Source organism: Flavihumibacter cheonanensis (genome assembly GCF_022352215.1).
Classification (GTDB): Bacteria; Bacteroidota; Bacteroidia; order Chitinophagales; family Chitinophagaceae; genus Flavihumibacter; species Flavihumibacter cheonanensis.
The window spans coordinates 117273-141839 of record NZ_JAKRWF010000002.1 but is presented as its reverse complement, the minus strand read 5'-3'; the positions used below and the strand labels follow the sequence as shown (position 1 = coordinate 141839).

The following is a 24567-nucleotide window of genomic DNA, read 5'->3' as shown; positions in this document are numbered from 1 at the left end:
CCCGGGCTGCAAGTTGCAGTAGTTTGCTGAAAAACCCCACTATGATTTGTTCAGTTTCACTTTCCCGGATCTTGATTTCATTGGCAATATTGCTGTTGGGTACCCTTGTTTCCTGTAAAGGACAACCCGGTTCCACACAGGTGCAAACCAGTTCAAAAGAAAAGATCGGGGGAGCTTGTGAAGGTTGCGAACTCATTTATGTTGGGATGCCAGCGGAAATTGATGCCGTGGATACCAGTGCCGGATGGGCTGAAAAAGGTCAGCGTTTGTTGATTGCCGGCACTATTTTTCAGGCCGATGGTAAAACTCCTGCTCCAGGTGTGGTTCTCTATTACTGGCAAACGGATGCAAGTGGTTTATATTCGCCTGCTGCGGGCCTTGATAAGCGGGTACTTGCACATGGACATATCCGGGGTTGGGTAAAAACCGATGAGAAAGGGCAATATGAAATTTATACCATTCGCCCGGGAGCTTATCCGGGAGAAAGTTTGCCGGCCCATGTTCATTTTTTTCTCTTGGAACCAGGGGCGAATGATGCGTATTACACCGAAGATTTGAATTTTGACGATGACCCCCTGCTGATTGCACATCTGAAAAAGTACCCATCTGAAAACCGGGGTGGTTCCGGCATAGCCCGGATCCTGCTTCGGGATGGAATGCAAGTTGCGGAACATGATATTATAGTGGGATTAAACATTCCCAATCATCCAAAAGCAATCCGAACCGGATCAGGTTTGCCTGTTGGTGAAGACCAGCCCTCCTTCATTCCATTTCATGCGTATGGTCCGGATAAAGGAACAAGGACCTGCCCGGTTTGTAAGTATGGACGTTATCACGGACTTCTTTATTTTGTGGGGAATCGTCCCGATTGGCAAGCCATCCGATCCTGGCTAAGTTTTCTTGAAAGAGAATCGGTTATCCGCCAGCAATACCTGAAAGTCTATTTCATTTATGCAAATGAGCAGGACTATTCAAAAGCCAAACGGGTAAAGGAACTGGAAAACCTGGGCCGTGAACTCGGCATACAACAGGTGGCACTAACCTTTGCTCCTTCTGTTCGGGATGAGGAAACTGAAATGTATCTCAACAAAATTGATGCAGGTACAGAAGGACTATTTGTTATTTACCGACATCGCCGTATCGTAGCCCGTTTTGAAAACCTGGCTCCAACAAAGGAAAATTTTGCGTTAGTCAGCAGAACCCTGGATAAAACAAAGGGCAATTATTTTGATCTGCAGGAACTGCCGCATAACTAATAACGAAAGCTACCACTTGTTTTTGCATTCATTGTTGGACTCGTAACACTTTGAGTTTCCATTTCAAGGAATGTGATATAAAAATCAGTAATAGTCGCACGATTGAAATAATTAACTGTTGAAAGAACAGATCCATCCGGATTGAATTGTAGCTGCTTGATTTTGGCCGGCAGCTTTTTTAAGGATGCTAAAACCGGGTAAGAATATAATTGAAAAAGTGGATGCAGTCCTGGTGATACAAAAACCCATGGATTAATAAAGCAGGGAGCTGAATAGGATTCAATACGGAGCTCTACCTGCAATATTCCGGCAGCGTTATAGGAGCGGATAAGCTGCAATTCATTTTGAGGGGAATAGGTATAAACAGCGCGACTAACCAGGCTGGTCCCGGCTTCATTGATTTGCGAATAGGTCATCTCTTTCACCAATCCGGAGCCCTGGTATTGAAATTGAAATTCATATCCGTTATTGCCAGGTATTTCTTTGTACCGGTTGCGGATACTGGTTATTTGTCCGGCTGCATTATAGGTATATACATTTTTATACAAGGAATTTTCCCTTGCATGCTCAGTAAGTTTCCTGTTGTTCCAGCTAAAAATTGTTTTCTGCGCATTTACTCCGATCTGATCAATTCTTTCCTTAACAGAACTGTCTGAATGATAATTGAAATTCGTTTGCAGATCTCCTTCCCATTGAATGGATCGCAGCAGCTTCACCGGTTGGTTGGGTAATTCGGGCTGAGTTGGTTCATCACGCTGACAAGCAGGTAAAACAATTCCGACAACTACCAGGAGTAAAAACCATTTTATGTGTAACAAGGGTTATATTTTCCTGCCTTGACAATAGTATCCAGGGAATCCGCGTGCGTGATTGGTGTATTTTTTGAAAAAACTGTATGAACGGTAATTCCAGGCGCGTCTAGCTAAAAAGGCTTAATTTGAAGCTGTTTATTGCTCAACCAACAAGAATTGATTGAATATGAAAAAAATCTTCCAGTTTTTTAGCATTGCTGCAGTTTGTATGACAGCCGGTATGGTGGCGACTGCCCAGGATCATGTTACAGTAAAATCAGCAGCGCCCCAGATTGAAGGACGTTGGGATATGACAGTTATAGAGAATGGAGTACCCAAGCCTTCCTGGTTGGAAATCAACCATTCGGGTCATAAACGATTGGTTGGTCATTTTGTTGGTATGGGTGGAAGTGCTCGTCCGATTTCCCAGGTATTCTTTACTGATGGAAAGCTCAGCTTTAGTTTACCTCCGCAGTGGGAAGCCGAAGACAATGATCAGAAATTTGAAGCAACGCTCAAGGATGGTAAACTTACCGGAACCATGGTGGAAGCCAATGGAAAAGTTTGGCCTTTCACGGGTGTAAAAGCTCCGGCACTGCGTCCGACCAAGGCACCGGTTTGGGGCAAACCAATTGCTTTGTTTAATGGCAAAAACCTGGATGGCTGGAAACCATTGGGCGAAAACAGCCAGTGGGTGGTAGAAAATGGCGTATTGAAGAGCCCCAAGTCTGGTGTAAACCTGGCGTCTGAGCAAAAGTTCCGCGACTTTAAATTACATGTAGAATTTCGTTGCCCTGCCGGCAGTAATAGTGGTGTATACCTGCGTGGCCGATATGAAGTGCAAATTGAAGACAGCTATGGTAAAGATCCGGCAAAAGATTTGTTAGGTGCGATTTATGGTTTTATCTCTCCGGTTGAAATGGCTGCAAAAAAAGCTGGCGAATGGCAGAGTTATGATATTACAATAGTAGGTCGTTATGTGACTGTTTTCCTGAATGGCAAGCAGATTATTCACTACCAGGAAATCCCTGGTATTACAGGTGGTGCGCTGGATAGCAATGAAGGAGAGCCCGGACCCATTTTCTTCCAGGGTGATCATGGCCCTATTGAATTCCGGAATATTACGATTACGCCAGCACTCTAACTACAGGGCACCTACATACATAAAGGCAGACAGGATTGACGAACCTGTCTGCCTTTTTTTAATAACTCATCTCATCGAGTTTGACTTTCCCTTTGAAGGTCCAGAAAACAAAAGCTGTATAAGTGGCTACGAGTGGTGTACCGATCATGGCGATTATTAACAGGGTTTTCATGGTTTTCGCAGAGGAAGCGGCGTTATCAATGGTGATGCTGTTTGCCGGATTATTACTTGCATAGAGCAAATGAGGAAATACTTCCACAGCCACCGCAATCAACAGGGAGGCGATAGTTATGGAGGAGAATAAAAAGGCAAGCCGGTAATTCCCTCTTTTTAATTGCCTGGGTATGCTGGCAATGGCAAGTATCATGATCACCGGAAAAATAAAATACTGCGGGTTGCTGCGTATTTTATCACTGAGGTGCGGAATGTATAACAAGGTGTATAAGGTAGTCAGTGAAAAGGCAACCACAAAAAATATGGTGAAATTCTTTGCCAGCACGGTCAGCTTAACATACAATCGGTTTTCTGTTTTCATCGCGAGATAGATGGCGCCGTGCATCATGAACAAAGCCAGTGTAGTAATTCCAACCAGAATTGAAAAGAGATTGAAGAAAGACAGCATCGAGCCGGAGAATTCTTTTTCTTCATTCAACGGAATACCAAGAGCAACATTTCCCAGCATGAGTCCGAGTGAAAAAGTTACCACTACGCAGGCGAATGTGTATATGATGTCCCAGGTTAGCCGCCATAGTTTACCAGGTTCCTTGCTTCTGAATTCAATAGCTACCGCCCGCCAGATCAATCCGATCAAAAATATCATTACGGGCAGGTAAAAGGCGGAAAATACAGCAGCATACGCTATAGGGAATCCTGCAAAAAGAGCTCCGCCGGCAATCACCAGCCATACTTCATTTCCATCCCATACCGGTCCGATGGCATTCAACGCGATGCGGCGGCTTTCTTCCTTTTTCAGGAAAAGGTGAAGGGCGCCTGCTCCCAGATCAAAACCATCCAGGATGGCATATCCGCTGATAACAGCGCCAAATACAAGAAACCACCAGGTATTGTAATCGAGTCCTAAAAACATACTTGATAATTTAATTCATGATAGGGTTTTCCCGGATACTTTTTGCTTCCACTTCTTTTTCATCCGCGGGGGCAGTTAGCTCTGGACCATGTTTGATCTTTTTATTCAGTAGGTAGAGGAACAACACTAACAGTATGGAGTAAACGAGTGTGAAGAGGATTAGAGAAACCAGCACCTGTTCCGCTTTTACGGCTTTGGATAATGCATCTGAGGTTCTCAGAAGATTGTATACAACCCAAGGCTGACGGCCCATTTCTGCAGCGAACCATCCTGCCTGGTTAGCAACCTGAGGTAATAATACAGCCCACACAAAAACACCCATCAGCCACTTGTTCTCAAATAATTTTCCTCGCCACCAAAGCCAGCTCGCATACAGTGTGAGTGCGATCAGCAGCATGCCAATCGCAACCATGATATGATAAAATTGAAAAACTGCATTTACCTGCCCCGGACGGTCTTCGGGTTTGAATGCGTTTAATCCGGTAACAGGCGTTTTGAAATCCTGATGCAATAGAAAACTGAGTCCGCCTGGTATTTTTATACCTGTGGTGGTCTGCGTTTTATTATTCACCCAGCCCATCAGGTACATATCCGCCACCGCACTGCTATCATAATGTCCTTCGAGTGCTGCCAGTTTCGCGGGCTGATTTTTTGCTACTCCATCGGCACTTTTATGCCCTGTAAAGAGTTGCGCAAGGGAGAAGATGGTCGCAACCGCCAGTGCGATTTTAAATCCTGGTTTGGCTATTTCCAGGTGTTTCCCTTTCCGTATATAATAAGCATGCACGCTTAATACAAGAAAAGCACCTGCAAGAAAAGCACCTATCCATACATGGCTCAGTCTTTCCATACTGGAAGGGTTAAAAACCATTTCCCAGAAATCGGTGATTTCGGCCCGGGCCTGTAGTCCCTCGCCTACAATATGATAACCTGCAGGTGTTTGCTGCCAGCTGTTTGCCACCACGATCCAGACGGCACTGAACATGGATCCCAGAAATACCATTATGGTTGAAAGGAAATGAACTTTTGAGCTAACCCGATTCCATCCGAATAATAGAATGCCTAAAAAACCACTTTCGAGTGCAAAGGCAAAAATACCTTCAGCTGCTAATGCACTCCCAAAAATATCACCTACGTATTTGGAATAAGTTGCCCAGTTGGTTCCGAATTCAAACTCCATGATAATTCCAGTTGCAACACCAAGACCAAAAATCAATGCAAAAATCCGGATCCAGAATCGGGTCATGTCTTCGTAAATCTTCAGTCCCGTTTTAAGATACAATCCTTCCATGATCACCAGGATTAATCCCAGACCGATGCTTAACGGTGGATAGATATAATGAAAGGCAATGGTGAATGCGAACTGAATGCGGGAAAGTATTTCAACATCCATGGATAAGAAATTTTAGCAGTGAAGAGCAGGCAATCGTTCGATCGATACTACAAAGATAGGTTGCCTTTCCGGCGAGCAATAGAATTGACCTGAAAATATTTAAAAAAGGACCAATGTGATAAATAGTACAACTTATTGTCCCGTTTTTTTGGATACATTAGAGTATGAAAAGATTGCTTCCTGTTCTTTTGATAACAACCATATGTTGTTTCTTCATTTTTCGTTTATACAGTAATGTTAGTAATAAGTCTTCCTTTAAAACTGGTGCAGAACGAACTGAACAATACCTGCCTTATTTAAAAGGGAAACGGGTAGCGATATTGGCCAATCCAACTACCGTTATTGGGAAAAAACACCTCGTGGACAGTCTGATGGCGCTTGGGATGCAGGTAGTGAAAGTATTTGGGCCGGAGCATGGCTTCAGGGGCAATGCCAGCAACGGAGCAAAAGTTAAAGATGAGGTAGATGCCGCAACTGGTTTACCTATAATTTCTCTCTATGGTTCAAAACGTAAACCCTCTGCTGCGGATCTGGCTGATGTAGATTTAATGATATTTGATATCCAGGATGTTGGTTGTCGGTTTTATACGTACATCAATGTATTGCGCGATGTGATGGAAGCCTGTTCCGAGCACAAAAAGGAGTTGATGATACTCGACCGTCCGAACCCAAACGGCTACCTGGTAGACGGACCGATTCTGGACATGCGCTTTAAATCAGGAATAGGTCAGTTCCCCATCCCAATTGCACACGGTATGACGATTGCTGAATTTGCGTTGATGATCAATGGTGAAAAATGGCTCCGCGATTTGCCTGCCTGTAAATTGAAGATTATCAAAATGCAGAACTACCATCACGACATGCCCTATACATTACCGGTACCGCCCTCTCCCAATCTGAATACACAGCAGAGTGTGGAATTGTATCCTTCCGTTTGTTTGTTTGAAGGAACAATTGTAAGTCAGGGTAGAGGAACGCAAACACCCTTTACCAAACTGGGGGCCCCTGCACTTAAGGGCAGTTATGCTTATCAGTTTGCACCGGTAAGTATCCCGGGGATGTCGGAAACACCGCTGCACATGAACCAGGTTTGTTATGGACTGGATCTTATGAACTATGATATATCGTCATTGAGAAAAGAGCGAAAGCTTAATATCCAATGGATGATGGAATTGTATAAAGCGTATCCGTATAAAGAAAAATTCTTTGACCGCAGCCAAAGTAACCAGATGGGTGATATTAATAAACTGGCGGGTACGGATCAGTTCCAGCAACAGATCCGGGATGGTGTTTCGGAACAAGCTATCCGTGCCAGTTGGGAGCCTGGATTATCGCAATACAAATCAATGCGGAAGAAATACTTGTTGTATCCTTAATGGGTCTTTATATCAGATAATTTAAGAGATGAATAAAATTGCACTTTTAGCACTGTTGTTTTTCCAACTAAAAGCAACAGCACAAAATCAACGTCCCAATATTATAGTATTCTTAATTGATGATATGGGTTGGATGGATACATCCGTTCCATTCGGTGACAGTCTGCAGCCGCTGAATAAACGATACCATACACCCAATATGGAGCGACTTGCAAGAGAAGGAGTGAAGTTCACGAATGCCTATGCCACACCGGTTTGTACACCCAGCAGGTCTAGCCTGATGACCGGTATGAATGCAGCCCATCATGGCATAACCAACTGGACTTCTCCATGGAGGGATGATCCGACGGATCAGGCGGATAAGGAGTTCGAACGTGCTAACTGGAATTACAACGGGTATTCAGGTTTGAGTGAAGTACCGCATGCGCTGCAGGCAACCCCACTGCCAATGCTGCTGAACAATGCCGGCTATTTCACGATTCATGTTGGAAAGGCACATTGGGGCTCTATAGGAACACCCGGATCCAATCCTTATAATTTGGGCTACCAGGTAAATATTGCAGGCCATTCAGCCGGGCATCCGCAGAGTTACCAGGGAAGAGAGAATTATGGCAATATTCCTGGTAAAGCTTCTGTGCAGGCAGTTCCCGATCTGCAGGAATACCATGGTACGGATACTTTTCTTACAGAAGCGCTTACACTTGAAGCGATTAAATCCTTGAAGGATCCAATTGAAAATAAGCGACCTTTTTTTCTTCACCTGGCACACTATGCAATTCATGATCCTCTTCAACCTGATAAACGTTTTGTACAGAAATACCTGGATGCAGGCTTACCGGCTCAGGAAGCCAATTATGCCAGCCTGATTGAGGGCATGGATAAAAGTTTAGGTGACCTGATGAAATTTCTTGAGGCCAGGGGTGTTGCCAACAATACCGTGGTGCTGTTTATGAGTGATAACGGCGGCTTAAGCCTGGTTCCCCCAAGAGCAGGCACTGCGCATAGTCATAACCTGCCACTGCGTGCGGGTAAAGGTTCTGTATATGAAGGAGGAATTCGGGTACCCATGCTCGTGAAGTGGCCGAAGAATTCCAAAGCAGGAAGCATCTGTTCAGAGCCTGTTATCATAGAAGACTTTTTTCCGAGCATCCTGGAAATAGCTGGTGTCAAACAGGTAAAAACGGTACAGCAGGTGGATGGCAAAAGTTTTGTACCGGCTCTATCCAGCACAACAATAAAAAACAATCCGGACCGGCCCCTGATCTGGCATTACCCAAACAAATGGCAAGTGGTTGACGGTCCGGGTATCAACTATTATAGTGCTATCCGCAAAGGCGACTGGAAACTGGTGTATTCCATGCGACAGCAAAAGCTGGAATTATATAATTTGAAAGAAGATATCGGCGAACAACAGGACAAAGCGCTTCAGCATCCGGAAAAAGTAAAGGAGCTTTCCAAATTGCTGAGTGATCAGCTCAGAATATGGAAAGCTCCTATGTTAACATATAAAGCTAACGGTAACAGGGTACCCTATCCGGATGAAGTGAAGCTTCCGTAACCAGATCAGTACCCTCCGTTTTGTGTCATATTTGGATTGGCATCCATTTCAGATTGGGGTATTGGCAGGATTCGTTTATCAAATGGATAAGGAATATTTCTTGCTGCAGCAGGTGCATTGGCACTGCGGGTAATCGGCCGTTTCAATCGGTTCAGATCATGGAAACGCTGACCCTCAAACGCAAGCTCTTTCCTCCTTTCTGTTAGAATATCTTCCAATAACTGATTACCGGATGAACTGTATCCTGCAAAGGCAGGGTCTCTCCGGGTTGCCACAGCATTCAGGTAGGAAAGTGCTGCGGCATCATCAGTTCCAACGGAAGCTTCAGCAGCCATCAGGTACACATCACTTAGTCTGAGTACCTTGGTATCGTCGCGGTCCGTAGCAATGTTGACATATTTATTGACGAATATAGAGGGCACACCACCTCGAACCCCAGCTTCAAATAACTGCCTGCGAACATCCGTCTCAGAATACAAGGCAAATAATTCAGGCGCGCATAAAAAATCACCGTATCCACTTTGATTGTAAATATTACCTAAGGCATCGAATCCCAGATTGGCTACAGCATCAGAGGAAACTTCAAACAAGGTTTCCAGTTTATTGGTAAGCGGTGCCGCATTCCTCCAATAGGCTACATAATTATCTGCACCAACCAGTGTAAAACTATTGGAATTGATTACCTCCAATGCGGCTGCACGTGCTGCGGTTTTATCTCCTTTACTCAGCTGGACTCTCGCTTCCAGTGCTTTAACTGCAAGCTTACTAAAACGGGAAGAATTGAAATAATCACCCAGTAAGCTGAATGCCTGGTTCAGGTCTGCTAAAATTTGTGCATATACTTCTCCAACTGTATTCCGGCCTGGCTTCAGGGTTGGATTGAAATTCAGCACAATTGGAACTCCCGGAGCATCAGCAGCTTCCGTGTAGGGCTTCGCAAAAAACCGGATCAATTCAAAATAGATAAGCGCCCGGAGTGCGTATGCTTCCCCTTTATAGGTTTTAATCGCGGGCGTTTCCTGAATATTGGAATTGATGATATTGTTGGAGCGTAAAATACTGCTATACGCATTTGACCACATCAATAGTGCATTACCATCTGCAATAGATTGAGCAAATTGATTAAACTGCGTATATCGGTTGGAATTGGAAACTGACTGATAAGTGTTGTCGCCCATAAGATCACCTAATAAAGGAATAGTTCTTCCATACAGATCAATGGTGCGTAAACCGGAATAATTTCCGCGAACCGCGATCAGGAGATCAGCTTCTGACTGAATGGCGTCCTCCACTGGTAATGCGTTGTATGGTTTTTTTTCGAGGTACTCCTTGCTGCAACTGCTTACGGTTACAGCCAGTAAAAGAGCAACTGCTATATTAGTTCGTATACGTTTCATGTTTCTTGATTTGTGGATTAAAAGCCCAGGTTAAGTCCGACTGTTATAGTTTTCGGAATAAAAATGTTCAGGTTGGTTTGACTGTTGATGCCCTGCTCCGGATCCCAGGGTAGATTTTTATCTCTTACCCAGGTAAAGAGGTTAGTTCCCCTGACATAAAAATTCGCATTGCTAAACCCTAAAGGTTTGAGTACCGTACCGGGTACCTGGTAGTTAAGGGTTATATCGCGCAAGCGGATATAATCTCCTTTATAGATATAAAGAGTTGAAGCGTTTTGAGCAAGTTTATTGCCATTATAAATGTATTTGGGAAGAGCGGCGTTATCACCCGGATTTTTCCAGCGATCGGTATATTGACGAAGGATTTTATTGAAACCGCCTCCGTTTCCACTGCCCATGTAAAAGCCTGCCCAGGTATCCTGTACATAGTTACCTGCGTTGTAATAAAACTGTGCGTCTAGACTGAAATTTTTAAATCGGAACCGGTTATTTACCGCGCCAAAATAACGTGGTGTTGCAGAGCCATAAATGACCCGTTGTGCCTGATTCCAGTTATTGGTTGTTTCTTTTCTGGTGCCATCAGTATACCAGAGCGGATCTCCTGTTTGTGGATCTACGCCAGCCCAAACCCGCAGGTAGAGAGATTGGAAATCATATCCCGGGCGACGCATAAACACACCCGCAAGAATATCCTGGTTATTGACTGTTTCCAGGATTTTATTTTGATTCAATGCATAGTTGATAGAAAGATCCCACTCAAATGATTTGGCTTTAATCAAGGTAAGTCCAAGGTTGATTTCAATTCCTTTATTCTCCATGGATCCGAAATTTCCACGGATAGTGGCAAAACCGGAGGAACGCGACAAGGGTGCGTCTAATAAGAGATTGGTTGTTTTCCGGTTATAATAGTCTGCGTTTAACCGTACCCGGTTGTTGAACATGGCCAGGTCAATACCCACGTTAAAGGGCTTATTCAGTTCCCAGGTTAAATCCAGGTTTCCAATATTGTTGGGAGCACTGCCTGGTTGTTGGTTGTAGTTAAATCCAAATCCATAAGTGGGTTGCCAGTCGTAGTTTCCGATCGAAGCATTTCCATTGGTACCATAAGAGGCCCGGATTTTCAATTGTTGAATGGCATCAACTTGCTGAATGAATTTCTCCTGGTCCAGGTTCCATGACGCACCAACAGACCAGAAATTACCATACCGGTTGTTAATGCCAAATCGGCTGGAACCATCCCTGCGAAAAGAACCACTTACCACAAAACGATCCTGAAAATTGATGTTGAGCGAAGAGAGGGCAGATGCAAAAGAATAGTCAGATCCCGTTGCAGAAGCTGCAATAGGAGTAGCTGCTACCACTGGCAGGGTTAATGCCGAAGTGGCCGGAAATCCTTCTGCCTGTATATTGCTCTGAAAGGTTCTGGAATCCTGGGCTTCATAACCTGCCTGTAAATTAAGTTTCAGATCCTTTTCTGGCAGAAGTGCAAGCTGGTAGTCGAGCAGGTTGGTAAAACTGTAATTAAACAGCCTTGTGTAAAAGGAGAAGCCCCGTCCATTTGCAGTTTGACCATCACCATGAAATGGGTTATTATAATTATTTTCTTCCAATACGTTATAATCCATGCCAAATCGGGAAGTGAATTTCAGGTTGGGTAGGATTTTGTAATCAGCCTGGAAGGACCCGCGTAAACCCAGTTGTTTCAGACTCCTTTTATCCAATTTTGAAACTGCAACGGGATTATAAATTACTCCATTGGGAAAATCCGGTGCTCCATAATTTAGTGAGCCGTCTTCTTTATAGGCTTGTTTAGAGGGTAACAAAAAATAGGCATTTAAAATAGGATTGCCGAATGCACCTCCTGTGAGAGGTGCTTCCTGGTTTACAAACCCGGCTGTTATATTTCCTGAAAATGTTAGTTTATCGGTGGCCTTGTTAACAAGGCTGATAGCCCCATTGTACCGCTTGAATCCACTTGCAATGGAAACCCCATCCTGACGAAAATAACCTCCGGATAAGTTAAAGGTGGTACGCTCGTTTCCGCCGGATGCACTAAGATTCACCTGCTGCTGATTAGCTCTTCTGGTAACTGCATTCAGCCAGTCAAAATCTATTCCATTCCCAAATCCAAAATTGGCAGTCATTACCTGGTTGACATTTGCAGGTGTAGCAAGATTCGCGTTGATTAATCCTTCCCTTGTTAATTCAAAGTATTCTGCAGCTTTCAAAGGACGGTAGCGGTTGTTGTAATAAGCGATATCATTCTGCCCGATTTCAGTATCCAGGCGAAATTTTGTTTTTCCTGATTTCCCTTTTTTGGTTGTAATCAGGATCACTCCGTTAGCTGCTCTTGAGCCATATAAGGAGGCGGCAGAAGCATCTTTTAATACAGAGATGCTTTCAATATCATTTGGATTCAGTGTGCTCAACAAATTTGCGGATGTGGTAATGCGAGAAGCATCCCCACTGTTTACCGGAATACCATCAATTACCCAGAGCGGTTCGGAACTGGCGTTGATGGATCCGATACCTCTCAACCGAATTTGCTGGATAGCTCCGGGAGCACCGGATGCAGCGGCAGACTGGAGTCCGGGTACTGCTCCCTGCAGTGCTTTATCCACGGATGTAAAAGGCCGGTTTTCAATATCAGCAGCTTTTACAGTATTAATAGCCCCAGTCAGTTCCGGTTTCTTAATAGTACCATAGGCAACTACCACCACTTCTGAGAGGTCATCTGTACTGGATTCCAGTTGGATTGAAATTGGGGTAGTGCTGATTCCGATTTCACGGCTTTTAAAATTGACGGAACTAATTACCAGTGTTTTGGCATTGTTGGGAACCTGCAAACTGAATTTTCCATCAACATCTGTACTGGTGCCCACCCTGGTTCCTTTCACTAGGACATTCGCATTGGCCAGTGGTTCCCCATTTTTGTTGGTTACTGTGCCAGAGACATTTTTATCCTGGGCCGTGGCCTGTTGGAAAAATGCAAGTAGGAACATGAGTACAATCATGCATTTACTTCTCATACTGTTAGAATTTGGTTTGTTAAACCAATGAAATTAGCCGACCACCGAATGGTGTTACATGCGATTCAATGAGCTGGCTGAAGAATCTAACAGAAAGCCGGTATCTGTCTATGAAAGGCGTACATGTCTTTTAAATGAAAACGGGATGTTGAAACACCCCGAGTTCGTTACAAATCACATAAATGTAACATGAGAAAATTAGTATGTAGCTTTTTGCTTTACGAATCAAATCTACAGTTACATACAAAAGGCCTGTCCGAATTTCAACGAACAGGCCTTTAAATGCTACAGATGGTTTTTGTCGACTGAAATAGCTTTTTCAGTATTAATAACTCATCTCTACTATTTCCTTTACCTTATCTAATGTAATAATGCCATTTTCTCCGAGGGCTTTCCAATTGCGTTTGCTGAATCGATCCTGGATAATACTGGCTGTTTCCTGGTATTGACCCGTATATTCGGAAAGACGGGTTTTAACGCCGAGAGACTGAAAGAAGGAAACTGTTTTCTCAATGGCTGCAGTTGCTTTTTCATCTACTGTTCCGGTATGAATGCCCCATACTCTTTCAGCATATTGTGCCAGTTTCTCTTTTTTATTGGAGAACATCACCCGGTACAGGTTAGGACCTATGATCGCGAGCGTTTGTGCATGATCGATACCATACAAGGCAGTTAGTTCATGGCCTATCATATGTGTAGCCCAATCGGTTGGAACACCTTGTGCGATCAATCCGTTTAGTGCCATGGTACAGGCCCACATGAAATTTCCCGCACTGATTTCATCAGCCGGATTCTCTAATACTTTTGGGCCAATTTCAATCAGCGTTCGGAATATTCCCTCGGCAAAATTATCCTGGATAGGGGCGTTAGCCGGATAGGTCATGTATTGTTCCAGTACATGACTATAAGCGTCAATTACCCCATTGGCAATCTGAATCTTCGGCAAACTTTTTACAACTGTAGGGTCTAATATGGAGAATGCCGGAAATACCAGTGGTGATCCGAACGAAAGTTTTTCACGGGTGGATTCCCTGCTGATTACTGAATTCCCATTCATTTCTGAACCAGTGGCAGGAAGCGTAAGAATTGTTCCAATCTGAATGGCTTTTTTCTGTTGACCTGCTGTACGGTTGACCAACATTTCCCAGGGATCAGTCCCTTCATACGGAATAGCGATTGCTATGAATTTTGCGGCATCCAATACGGATCCTCCTCCGACTGCCAGTATAAAGTCAACTTTTTCTTTTCGGCTCAGTTCCACCGCCCGCATACAGGTTTCATAACGGGGATTGGCTTCAATTCCACTGAATTCAATGACTTTATACGCTGTCAGCTCAGCCATTGCCTGCTCATAGATGCCATTTTTTTTAATGCTTCCGCCACCATACAGAAATAGAATAGTAGCATTAGCCGGAATATTGTCCTTCAATTTTTGAATTTTCCCCTTACCAAACAGAATCTTAGTGGGGTTGCGATATTCGAAACTATTCATGGTTTTTTTCTTTTAACAAAGATAGTCCCGGCTTGTTTGATACCCTGTTAATTGTTTGCATCCAGTGCAAATCGCCCGGCCCCGTTAAAAAGGAAAAGTACTGATCCAAAGAGAATGTTCAGCGCGGGAAACAAGGCTGTGAGGGGATCGTTATTCGCCAGGTGAACACCGGCAGCCAACATAAAATTAAGGACCAGTACAGCTGCCGCCCATCGGGATTTGTACCCGAGCAGCAGGAATAGTGCTCCGAAAAATTGTCCATAAACAGAAAGTAGCGCGCTCATCAGCGGAAATGGGAATCCTTCTGATTGGAGAAAATCCCTGAATTCAAGCATTCGATTCCAGCTTACAATATTATCCAATACGCCATGCAGAATCTGGAGGCAAAGGAATACCCGAAACAAAAATATACCCAGGTGTTGATTAGTAAGTATGGCTTTCATCATTAAATAAAAATTAATGAAATGAAGCTAGCGGAAAGCAGTGTTTGACTAAATTCCTTCTGATACGCTTTGGTTATTTTCTATGGACAAATGCTACTTGTTTAATCAGTACATCTCCAGTCAATACAAGTTTGGATGCTGTTGGTGGGTAGATTCCTGTTGTTCGGCGCTTTATTTTCGGTTTACTGCATTTTTATCGACTTTTGAACCGCATGAAGAAATTGCCCATTCATATTACCTACTGGCTCTTTTACCTTTCTTTAAAAACTCTGATTGAATATCTATGGGTTAAAGCGGTAATTACTACTCTTCCGGCTAATGAACTGGCACGCGGATCCGTATTAGCGGGAATTCTGTACCTGCTTCCAGAGATTTTGTTTGCGTATTATTTACTCTATATCGGACTGGATAAAGTCATTAAAAAAGGACGCTACCGCTTTTTTTATTTTCTCGAGATAGTGTTGCTGCTTTGTATTACGATTTATTCCATGCGGTTAATTGCTCACGGGCTGGTTGCACCGTATGCATATCAAAATCAGCTTCCGCTTACTCCAATTCTTGGATTCCAACGCGTATTGTTGTTATTGGTTGATATTATTTTTTCTGCAGGTTTATTGATTGCCATTGAATTTGGAATGCGGCAACTGGAGTATAAAGAAAGAGAGAAAGAATTGATCCGGGAAAAGATGAACACAGAATTGCAAATGCTTAGAAATCAGATCAACCCTCACTTCCTTTTTAACACGTTGAATAATATATACGCACTTACCAGGAAAAAATCGGATAAGGCCCCGGAAGTAGTTATGAAGTTGTCTGAACTGCTGAGTTTTATGTTGTATAAGTCAAGTGTGGATACCATTACCATACAAGAGGAAATCAGAGTTTTGGAAGATTATATTGAGTTGGAAAAAATTCGGTATAATGAACGCTTAACGGTTTCTTTCACTAAACAGATTGATGATCCTTCACAACGCATTATACCACTTTTATTCCTGCCGCTTGTTGAAAATGCATTCAAACATGGTGTAAGTGAATCCCGTTTCGACTCCTTCGTTCACATTGATTTAAAATTAAAGGACGGATTTTTAAACTTTAGTATTGAAAATTCAGTTGAACAAAAAGGAACCGAAATTCAGTATGGGAATATTGGACTTTATAATACCAGAAGACAATTGGAACTAACTTATCACGATCATCACCTGCAACAGCAAAATTCGATGGATGCTTTTCGAATAAACCTGGACCTGAACCTACTGAGTTATGGAAAAATATAGCTGTATCATCGTTGAGGATGAACCGCTTGCTGCGGAGGTATTAACTGATTATATCAGGCAAACGCCTTTCCTTGATTTAAAGGGAATATGTTCAGACGCTATCTATGCGCTGGAGTTGTTACAGCGGCAATCGATCGATCTCATTTTTCTTGATATACATCTGCCCAAGCTACGAGGTTATGATTTTATTCGCACCCTTAAAAACCAACCGCAAATTATTATTACTACCGCCTATCGGGAATATGCGTTGGAGGGATATGAATTAAATGTTGTTGATTACCTGCTTAAACCCATTAGCTTCAATCGGTTTCTCGCTGCTATAAATAAAGTGAGGAAAAATATAGATCCAGCGCAGAACCAGCTGGCACGACAGCCTGTTGGAGAATTGGAGCCACCGTATCTTCTGATTAATGTAAATAAGAAAAGAGTCAAAATAGAACTCAGTGAAATTTTGTACATAGAAAGTAAAAAAGAATATATCTCAATAGTCACCCGGCAACAAGCCTATCTCACTAAATACGCGTTGGGGGATATTGATCAGCAACTTGATAAGGCGCGGTTTCTCCGGGTCCATCGTTCATTTATTGTTGCCAGAGATAAAATCAAGGCATTTAATGCAACTGAAGTAGAAATTAATGGCATCCAACTCCCAATAGGGAGAAGTTATAAGGAGTTGGTACTTTCTTTATTAGGTGACCCTCTACTATAAAAAGTCCGCCCCATAAACAGAGGCGGACTCATATTGGGGAATATTTTCCCTTCTTACATTGCTTTTGTATTGAGATTGGTGTCTGCAATTCCAGTTAGTAACTCATCGCATTTTTTCTCTTCATTCAGGGTTTTGAGCAACTCCTGTAAAGCAGCTTTATGTCCGAGTACTTTGGCAAAAGCTGCCAAGGTTCCATAACTGGCAATTTCATAATGCTCCACTTTCTGGGAAGCTGCAATGATGCCGGCATCCCGCACAGAACCTGCTTCAGTTTCTTCCATGATGGATTTTCCTTCATCCAGCAATCCCTGCATGGCATCACATTTCTTTGCCTGGGCTTTCTTACCAAGCGCATTGAAACAGGCTTCCAGACGGGTTACATGATTTCGGGTTTGCTCCAGGTGGTTCCCAATTGCTTTTTTCAATTTGGCATCGGAAGCATTTTTCTCCATTTTAGGGAGTGCTTTTACCAGGGCTTTTTCCGCCCAGTACAAGTCCTTTAATCCGTCTTCAAAAAGGGAAGACAGGTCTTTGGCGGCATCTTTTTTAGCGGGTATTTTGGCAGATTTCTTGTTGGCTGCTTTTTTTGTAGGCATACAAAAAGGTTTATTGGTTAATGGATCTGATTGTATTCCCTTTAATCAAAAAAACTATGCCAACACTTGATTTACTCCGTCTCTTTTAACTCATCCAACAGTTTACGTATTTGCTTTGCATGTTTTCCATAATACTTTTCTACCCACCAGTTGGTTGCCCAAATAATAAATACCGTCATTAATATGAGCACCACCGGAATCACAATCCAGTCGCTGGCGTCCATTAATTGTTTGTCCGGGTACTTCACTAACCTCCTGCTAAATACAATCAAAAGGGCTGCAATCATGGCAAAGGGTACCAGTAAAAAAGAGAAGGATTTGTAGGCTTCCATATTCAGCCGGATCTCATAATACAACTCATATAGATTATCTTTTGAATTGCCCGTATACTGATGCGACTCTTTAAAAAACCTGTAAAATCGCAAAAAATAATAGACCGATACCATTATCAACAAAGCGTAAATGCTGTAATAAGCGATGCTGAATTGTTGATTGAATTTGAAATAAATGGGCCAGAATCCCATTATCAAAATTGCAATACTCTGATAAATGAGCTCCTTCCGCATATTACTGCGGATCCTGTCAAGCGGTTGATGCGCTTTATTTAATTTTTCAAGCACGAGTTTCAATGGCTCACTGTCCGATCCTTCCTTGCCCCATGCTTTCTGAAGTTCATCAAGATTCATATCCAAGTTGTTTTATAATTTGCTGTAATTTTTCTTTGGTGCGACTCAGTTTCACCCTTGCATTGTTTTCTGTTATACCAAGTTGTGAACCGATTTCACGATGTGATAGGCCCTCCATAAAATAAAAAATCAGGGCTTTTTCAATAGAATTCAGGTACTGCACCGCTTTATAAAAAATCTTCATTTGTTGTGCCTGTTCCGAAGCATGGTCATCAGCTCTCAACTCCGGCAGGTTTTCAGTTTCAGTAACTAGTATCGGTTGTCTTTTCTCCTTTCGTAAAAACGTGATGGCTGTATTTACCGCTACCCGGTACATCCAGGTTGAAAAACTGCTCTTGCCTTCAAACTGCTGGTAGTTGGTCCATAAGCGCAGCACGATTTCCTGGATAAGATCTTCCTGATCCTCCCTGCTGTCCATATACAACCTGGACACCTTGATAAGGATGCCCCGGTTTGCTTCCATCCGCGCTAAAAATTCTTTCTCCGGTATGTTGTTCACAGTTATATTCTTCCAGTTGATACTATAGATAGTCGCCCAATTTCCGGTTTCGTTACAAGAGCCTCAAATTTTTTATAGTAACTTAACACAGCAGCATGACCACTGATACCTCTACCAAAGCACCTGTTGCGGATACTGAACTGGCTATTGACCAGGAACTGCTTACCGCTGTTGATGAAGCCGGACAAGTAATTGTTCACGCCTCCATCACCTGCCGGGCCAGTTGGGAACTGGTGCGTATCTGGAAATCTACGTTTTTGATTGATCGTGCTTCGGGTTTTCAGAGCCGACTCCTGCATGCCTCCAATATATCCATAGCACCTAATTGGACACCCATTGTACAGGGACAAACCATCCGCTTTACCCTGGTTTTTGAAGCACTTCCCAAAACTTGTACGGCTTTTGATTTTGCTGAAATTATTCCAGAACCGGGCGGTTTTTTTATTGAGAATATTCCCAGAAACCAATCAGATGTATATCGCATTGATCTGAGCAACCAGGATTTATTTTAGGGTTTCAGGATGCAATTCCCATTTTATTGTTAGTTTTTCGGCATGCTTCGTCACCTATACGTTCAGGTTATTATTGGAATTCTCGCAGGTATCCTGGTAGGAGCCCTGTTCCCCTCCTTCGCTCCCGGTGCCAAACTGATCAGCGAAACCTTCATCAACATGATCAAGATGGTGATTGCACCCGTGATTTTTTTCACAGTAGTAGCGGGAATTGCTGGTGCAGGTGATCTTAATAAAGTGGGGAGGGTCGGACTTAAGGCTTTTATCTACTTTGAGGTGGTAACAACCCTGGCACTGATTATCGGACTGGTTACAGCAAACCTTGTGAAACCCGGGGCTGGCGTGAATTTCAGCGGCGGACCTAACCAACAGGTGGAAAAAATCGCACAGCAGGCTGGGGAAATGGACTGGGCGGAATTTTTCACGCATATCGTCCCCTCCAATGTGGTGGATGCTTTCGCCAAAGGAGATATTCTGCAGGTACTTTTTTTCTCCATCCTGTTTGCCATTGGTTTAAAAATGACCGGATCCGCAGGTAATAGCCTGTTGGTTTCTTTTGAAAAGATCAACAAGGTACTGTTTAATATTCTTCATATCATCATGCGCCTTAGTCCGCTTGGTGCATTTGGTGGAATGGCCTATACAATCGGTGAATATGGATTCGGAACGCTTGCAGTTCTTGGTAAACTGATGATGACTTTTTATCTGACAGGCTTTCTCTTCATCTTTGTGGTACTCAATCTGATATGTCTTTATTATCGTATCAATCTTTGGAAACTGCTCAAATACATTAAGGAAGAAATCTTTGTCGTAATTGGTTCCAGCAGCAGTGAAGCTGCACTGCCCTCACTGATGGAAAAGCTGACCAATGCGGGTTGTGAAAAAGAAGTAGTGGGTCTTGTTGTGCCTACCGGTTATTCTTTTAATCTCGATGGTACTACCATATACCTGAGTATGGCAGTTATTTTCCTGGCCCAGGTGTTTGATGTTCAGCTCGGCCTGGGACAGCAACTAACCGTCATCGGCATCCTGCTGATTACGAGTAAAGGTGCAGCAGGTGTAACCGGAAGTGGATTCATCGTTCTTACATCAACACTTACGGCCCTAAAAATTATACCCCTGGAAGGGTTGGCACTGCTGATCGGTGTGGATCGATTCATGAGTGAGGGCCGGGCAGTGGTGAATTTTATCGGAAACTCTGTTGCTACCATTGTTATTGCCAAAATGGAAGACGCTATCGATATGCCTACTTACAGGGCAGTAGTGGACCAGGGCAAGGAGGCAGCCTGATTGGTTACAGTAGTGCTGAATGGTACACTTTCCTTTAATAAAATAAGGGGCATGCGTTCAATTCCGTTAGCCAGGTTTTTTGTTTTCTTTTTACTTGCGTTTTATGCGCCCGGCAGTCTGACTGCTCAAACCAACACCGTTCCTTTTCAGTTGAAACAGGTGGATGGCAGCCCAACTGTTGCACCTTACAATTTTCATCCCGCCCGGCTTCTGCCTGAAATTAACTGGACGGCCGACTGGATCTGGTTGAATCCGGAGGACTACCCAGCGTATCAACGCACCAAAACCACCTGGTTGGGACCAGAAAACAGGAACTCTCCCTACCGTGTTTTCTTTCGGAAAGAGCTGAACTGGAAACCCGGCACTTCACCGGTCTACCTGTATTGTACAGCAGATGTACGTTTTCGGTTATATATCAATGGTATACTTGCTGCTGAAGGTCCTGTTAATACAGGCGGAGATTATGATGATACAAAAGCCCCTGATTATTGGTATTACAGTATCTACGATATCAGTGCGCATTTAAAAAGCGGAACCAATTCCATTGCTTTTGAAGTGTTCAGTTATGCACTTGAATGGTCTGAAATTACCAGTACCTATGGTGGCTTACTCGCCGAAATTAAATCGGGAGACCAGACAATCCTGCGCACCGATGCCAGCTGGCAGGCTATGCTGGATACCAGCCTGCAAAAAAAAGGCGACTGGCTGGAGTGGCAGGCTGGCATCGAACCCGAAGCATGGTCCCAACCTGGTTTTAATGCTTCCACCTGGAAAAGGGCGGCTGTGCAACAAGGCCTATCCAATACCCGTTTGTTCCGGAGCAATATTCCTGAATTGATGCAGGCGCCAATTCAGCCACTAACTCCCATGCCTGAACGTTTTTTGGCAGATTCCTCATTTTTGCTGGATTTCGAACGTAACCGGGTTGCCAGGATTCAGTGCAGTTTTATTGCCAATGAAGGCGATACGATTGAAATCATACCATTTGAAAAGAAGGATTATGTAGCCAGTCCCTCACGTGCCATCAGAATTATTGCCAAAAAGGGAATAAACAAGTACCGCTCCCCCAATCTCTCCGCCTTCAGGTACCTGAAGGTTCGGGTTGCTTCGAAAATGCCAGTGAATTTTACAACTTTCGAAGCCCTATTTACCAGTTATCCCCTGGTGTACCGGGGCAGTTTTTCCTGCTCGGATCCTTTCTATACCAGGCTTTGGTCCATCGCCCGCTATACCACGCAACTTTGCATGGGTGATATGTTCTATGATTCACCCATGCATCAGGAACCCAATGCCTGCACCGGTGATTATTTTATTGAATCACTCAATGCCTGGTATGCTTTCGGAGATGCCTGGTTAACCCGCCAAAACCTGGTTCAGACGGCACAAATGATGGAAAAGAACCAGTACCGGATGTTTCATACCAGCTATTCCCTGATCTGGGTGCAGATGCTGCACCAGTATATTCAGTACACGGGCGATGCATCCATTCTTACCGAATTGTTGCCTCATGCGCATCAGTTGATGCTTCTTTTCCGATCCTATCTCAATAAAGATTACCTGGTTGCCAATGCACCCAATTATATGTTCATGGACTGGATTAAAATCGATCGATTTAATGCACATCATCCTCCCGCTATGATTGGCACGGGTTATATGACTGCCTTTTATTTCAAAGCCTTGCAAGACCTTGCCTGGTTACACGAATGGGGAAGCAAAAAATCAGTTGCTTCTGCATATTTGTCAAGAGCTTCCTGGTACAAGCAACTGGCAGACAGTATCCAAAACGGAATAGAAGCGCGGTTATGGGACCCCGGTAGAAAATTGTACCGCGATGGTATTCCGGGAATGACCGCCGTCTCCCCTTCCTTCTGGCTTCCTGCTGATACCAGCATCATAACCTACAGTGCTCATTTTAATACATTGGCGGTGTTATATGGAATTACGCAACCCGGCAGGATGGAATCGCTGATGCGCTATGTTGTAACACAACAGGACTATGAATTACAGCCTTATTTTATGTCCTATGTGCTGGCAGCTATGTCCAAGTTAAATAAAACAGACGAGGGACTTGCATTGGTAGATCGCTGGAAGAATGGAATTGATACCAGTACCTATACCCTGAAAGAAAACTGGCAGGATCTCAGTGCCACAGGTTATAGGGGCGATTACAGTCATGCCTGGGGTGGCTCTCCGCTCTTGTTTTGCTCTGTAAATCTGCTGGGTATAACATCTTACAGTCCCGGTTATGCGCAGATAGCCATCAAACCCTACGATGGCAATAAAATTGAATGGGCAAACGGAGCAGTTCCAGTTGGTGAGAATGAACTGGTTCAGGTAAACTGGAAAAAAAATGGAGCAAGTTCAAAGTGGGAATATCAACTGCCTCCCGGTAGAACTGCTGTTATCCGGATGCCGGAAAGCTGGCGATCCAAAAAGATCCGGATCAATGGAAAAAAGGTCAGCTACCAGTCCAGCCTGGCTTATCCTGTTCCAAAGCTCCTGATTGAAGTGGAATAATCAGTTTGCCAATTCCTGAAGCTGTTTGTTGTATTTATTCCGGTACGCCACCGGGTTGAGTCCGGTTATCTTTTTAAACAAAGACCGAAATGCTTTTGTATCGGTATATCCAACATCATACATTACTTCATTGATATTTTTGCGGGTGGCTTCAAAGCTACGTTTGGCAGCTTCCACTTTTACACGCTGGATATATTCTGCTACGGTGTTGTTGGTTGCCTGGCGAAAACGTCGTTCAAGGCTTCTGCGGCTCATGGCAACTGTTTTAGCGAGCTCCTCAACCGATAATTTTTCTGTGAAATTTTTTTCGATGAAATGTTGCACTTTTTTGACGTCTTCATCAGCATGGTCTTTCTGTCCGTTAAAAATGGCAAAGACAGTCTGGCTGTTTCGGTCAATATCAATTGCAAAATATTTGGAGGCCAGTATAGCCGTTTCGCGGTTGGTATATTTTTCCAAAAGATAAATCAGCAGGTTCCAATAGGAATTCGCGCCACCACTGGAATAAATCCCCTGTTCTTCTGTTATGATATGGCCGTCCATTATGGTTACCTCCGGATACCTTTCCCTGAACTCATTATAAAAGGCCCAGTGCGTAGAACATTTTTTCCCATCCAGTAAACCGGTTTCAGCCAATACGAAAGCTCCAAGGCAAAGAGATGCGATTTCTGCGCCTTGCTGGTATTGTTTCACCAGCCAGGGGATAAATGCCTTATTCATATCCAGCACCGGACCAATCGGACTCGAAATTGCAGGAATGATGATAAGGTCAGTTTGATCCACTTCGTTGATTAGTTTATCTGATTGGATGGAAAATACACCATTCAGCAAACTGGTTTGTTTTTCAAGTCCAACCAGTTGAATGGAAAACAGAGGAGGTCTGCCGGCAGCTTCAAGAAACTGGTTGGCAGTCGTGAACAGATACCTGGGATCAGCAACGGCTTCCATAACCGCACCTGGAGGAACCAGGATGGAGATTGATTTCATAGTATGAATTTACAAGAAAACGCTGACGGAAACCACCCCGCATTCCGTCGCAATCAGCAATCCTTTCTTCGGTTCAGGATGATGAATTTTGAATCAAATGATTTCGCTGATGCGCCAACTGATTACTTACCTCAGCTTCAATGGTAATTGCCGGGAAGCCATGCTGTTTTATCGCGATTGCCTGGGAGGGGAGTTGAGCTGGCAAACGATTGGCGACACACCAATTGCTGAAAAAATTCCCGAATCTCTGCAACATTTTATCCTGAGTGCAAGTTTGATTAAAGATGACTGGATTCTAATGGGAACGGATATGGTGGCAGATGGCGAATTGATTAAAGGAAATTCAGTTTCCATCCTCCTGGATTGCGTTTCTGAAGAAGAATTTTATTCCTGTTATCAACGATTGAAAGAAGGCGGACAAAGCACCCAGGAAATCGAGCGCACCTATTGGGGTGTTTTATTTGGTGGATTAACCGATCGTTTCGGGAATCAGTGGTTACTGAAGTTTGCGAACTATGACAAAACCTGAAC

General features: G+C 43.6%; 21 protein-coding genes. 10 read left to right on the top strand and 11 right to left on the bottom strand.

The features are described 5' to 3' along the window. Nucleotides 1-41: 41 nt before the first annotated feature. Nucleotides 42-1256, top strand: coding sequence for a dioxygenase family protein (locus tag MD536_RS09905; RefSeq protein WP_239598473.1), 1215 nt, complete (start codon nt 42-44; stop codon nt 1254-1256). On the opposite strand, the gene MD536_RS09900 is transcribed toward MD536_RS09905, so the two are convergent. Further along, the gene (locus tag MD536_RS09900) at nt 1253-2074 is read right to left on the bottom strand and encodes a hypothetical protein (RefSeq protein ID WP_239598472.1); all 822 of its coding nucleotides are present in this window, start codon (nt 2072-2074) and stop codon (nt 1253-1255) included. The genes MD536_RS09905 and MD536_RS09900 overlap by 4 nt on opposite strands. Nucleotides 2075-2234: 160 nt before the next feature. Here MD536_RS09900 and MD536_RS09895 point away from each other — a divergent pair, with 160 nt between their 5' ends. Further along, a complete protein-coding gene (locus MD536_RS09895) occupies nt 2235-3191 on the top strand; it encodes a 3-keto-disaccharide hydrolase (RefSeq protein WP_239598470.1) in 957 nt (318 codons plus the stop codon). A 58-nt stretch (nt 3192-3249) separates the two neighbouring features. On the opposite strand, the gene cydB is transcribed toward MD536_RS09895, so the two are convergent. Next, nucleotides 3250-4278 (bottom strand): cytochrome d ubiquinol oxidase subunit II, encoded by a 1029-nt coding sequence (cydB, locus tag MD536_RS09890; protein ID WP_239598468.1) that lies wholly within the window; start codon nt 4276-4278, stop codon nt 3250-3252. Nucleotides 4279-4288: 10 nt separating this feature from the next. Continuing rightward, a complete protein-coding gene (locus MD536_RS09885; RefSeq protein WP_239598467.1) occupies nt 4289-5671 on the bottom strand; it encodes a cytochrome ubiquinol oxidase subunit I in 1383 nt (460 codons plus the stop codon). A 164-nt stretch (nt 5672-5835) separates the two neighbouring features. On the opposite strand from MD536_RS09885, the gene MD536_RS09880 reads away from it, so the two are divergent. Both MD536_RS09880 and MD536_RS09875 read left to right on the top strand, forming a co-directional pair. Beyond that, nucleotides 5836-7047, top strand: coding sequence for an exo-beta-N-acetylmuramidase NamZ family protein (locus MD536_RS09880; RefSeq protein ID WP_239598465.1), 1212 nt, complete (start codon nt 5836-5838; stop codon nt 7045-7047). A gap of 28 nt (nt 7048-7075) precedes the next feature. After that, nucleotides 7076-8605, top strand: coding sequence for a sulfatase (locus tag MD536_RS09875; protein ID WP_239598463.1), 1530 nt, complete (start codon nt 7076-7078; stop codon nt 8603-8605). 5 nt (nt 8606-8610) lie between these two features. Here MD536_RS09875 and MD536_RS09870 read toward each other — a convergent pair whose 3' ends face one another. The 4 genes from MD536_RS09870 to MD536_RS09855 form a co-directional block, all read right to left on the bottom strand. Continuing rightward, nucleotides 8611-10002 (bottom strand): RagB/SusD family nutrient uptake outer membrane protein, encoded by a 1392-nt coding sequence (locus MD536_RS09870; protein ID WP_239598461.1) that lies wholly within the window; start codon nt 10000-10002, stop codon nt 8611-8613. A gap of 17 nt (nt 10003-10019) precedes the next feature. Further along, nucleotides 10020-13031: a SusC/RagA family TonB-linked outer membrane protein gene (locus MD536_RS09865; RefSeq protein ID WP_239598459.1), complete on the bottom strand. Its 3012-nt coding sequence runs from the start codon at nt 13029-13031 to the stop codon at nt 10020-10022. 325 nt (nt 13032-13356) lie between these two features. After that, entirely contained in the window at nt 13357-14523 is a 1167-nt protein-coding gene (locus tag MD536_RS09860) for an iron-containing alcohol dehydrogenase (RefSeq protein WP_239598450.1), read from the bottom strand. 47 nt (nt 14524-14570) lie between these two features. After that, complete coding sequence (locus MD536_RS09855) at nt 14571-14969, bottom strand: DoxX family protein (RefSeq protein WP_239598448.1); 399 nt, start codon at nt 14967-14969, stop codon at nt 14571-14573. Nucleotides 14970-15178: 209 nt separating this feature from the next. On the opposite strand from MD536_RS09855, the gene MD536_RS09850 reads away from it, so the two are divergent. Together MD536_RS09850 and MD536_RS09845 are read left to right on the top strand one after the other, a co-directional pair. Then, on the top strand, nt 15179-16240 hold the full coding sequence (locus tag MD536_RS09850) for a sensor histidine kinase (protein WP_239598446.1): 1062 nt from the start codon (nt 15179-15181) through the stop codon (nt 16238-16240). Beyond that, complete coding sequence (locus tag MD536_RS09845) at nt 16227-16949, top strand: LytR/AlgR family response regulator transcription factor (protein WP_239598444.1); 723 nt, start codon at nt 16227-16229, stop codon at nt 16947-16949. The genes MD536_RS09850 and MD536_RS09845 overlap by 14 nt, the downstream gene beginning before the upstream one ends. A gap of 53 nt (nt 16950-17002) precedes the next feature. Here MD536_RS09845 and MD536_RS09840 read toward each other — a convergent pair whose 3' ends face one another. The 3 genes from MD536_RS09840 to MD536_RS09830 all read right to left on the bottom strand — a co-directional run bounded on the left by MD536_RS09840 (nt 17003) and on the right by MD536_RS09830 (nt 18730). Beyond that, nucleotides 17003-17545 (bottom strand): YciE/YciF ferroxidase family protein, encoded by a 543-nt coding sequence (locus tag MD536_RS09840; RefSeq protein ID WP_239598443.1) that lies wholly within the window; start codon nt 17543-17545, stop codon nt 17003-17005. Nucleotides 17546-17616: 71 nt separating this feature from the next. Beyond that, nucleotides 17617-18231, bottom strand: a complete 615-nt coding sequence (locus tag MD536_RS09835) for a hypothetical protein (RefSeq protein WP_239598441.1) — start codon at nt 18229-18231, stop codon at nt 17617-17619. Beyond that, the gene (locus tag MD536_RS09830; protein ID WP_239598439.1) at nt 18221-18730 is read right to left on the bottom strand and encodes an RNA polymerase sigma factor; all 510 of its coding nucleotides are present in this window, start codon (nt 18728-18730) and stop codon (nt 18221-18223) included. The genes MD536_RS09835 and MD536_RS09830 overlap by 11 nt, the downstream gene beginning before the upstream one ends. A 95-nt stretch (nt 18731-18825) precedes the next feature. On the opposite strand from MD536_RS09830, the gene MD536_RS09825 reads away from it, so the two are divergent. The 3 genes from MD536_RS09825 to MD536_RS09815 are packed head-to-tail and all read left to right on the top strand — an operon-like array spanning nt 18826 to nt 23049. Further along, nucleotides 18826-19242 carry a hypothetical protein gene (locus MD536_RS09825; RefSeq protein WP_239598438.1) on the top strand — a complete coding sequence of 139 codons (417 nt, stop codon included), beginning with the start codon at nt 18826-18828 and terminating at the stop codon, nt 19240-19242. Nucleotides 19243-19284: 42 nt separating this feature from the next. After that, nucleotides 19285-20532: a C4-dicarboxylate transporter DctA gene (dctA, locus tag MD536_RS09820; RefSeq protein ID WP_239598432.1), complete on the top strand. Its 1248-nt coding sequence runs from the start codon at nt 19285-19287 to the stop codon at nt 20530-20532. Between the two features lie 51 nt (nt 20533-20583). Next, nucleotides 20584-23049 (top strand): alpha-L-rhamnosidase-related protein, encoded by a 2466-nt coding sequence (locus MD536_RS09815; protein ID WP_239598431.1) that lies wholly within the window; start codon nt 20584-20586, stop codon nt 23047-23049. On the opposite strand, the gene MD536_RS09810 is transcribed toward MD536_RS09815, so the two are convergent. Further along, nucleotides 23050-24036: a GlxA family transcriptional regulator gene (locus tag MD536_RS09810; RefSeq protein ID WP_239598429.1), complete on the bottom strand. Its 987-nt coding sequence runs from the start codon at nt 24034-24036 to the stop codon at nt 23050-23052. 109 nt (nt 24037-24145) lie between these two features. On the opposite strand from MD536_RS09810, the gene MD536_RS09805 reads away from it, so the two are divergent. Then, complete coding sequence (locus MD536_RS09805; RefSeq protein ID WP_239598428.1) at nt 24146-24565, top strand: VOC family protein; 420 nt, start codon at nt 24146-24148, stop codon at nt 24563-24565. Nucleotides 24566-24567 lie beyond the last annotated feature (2 nt).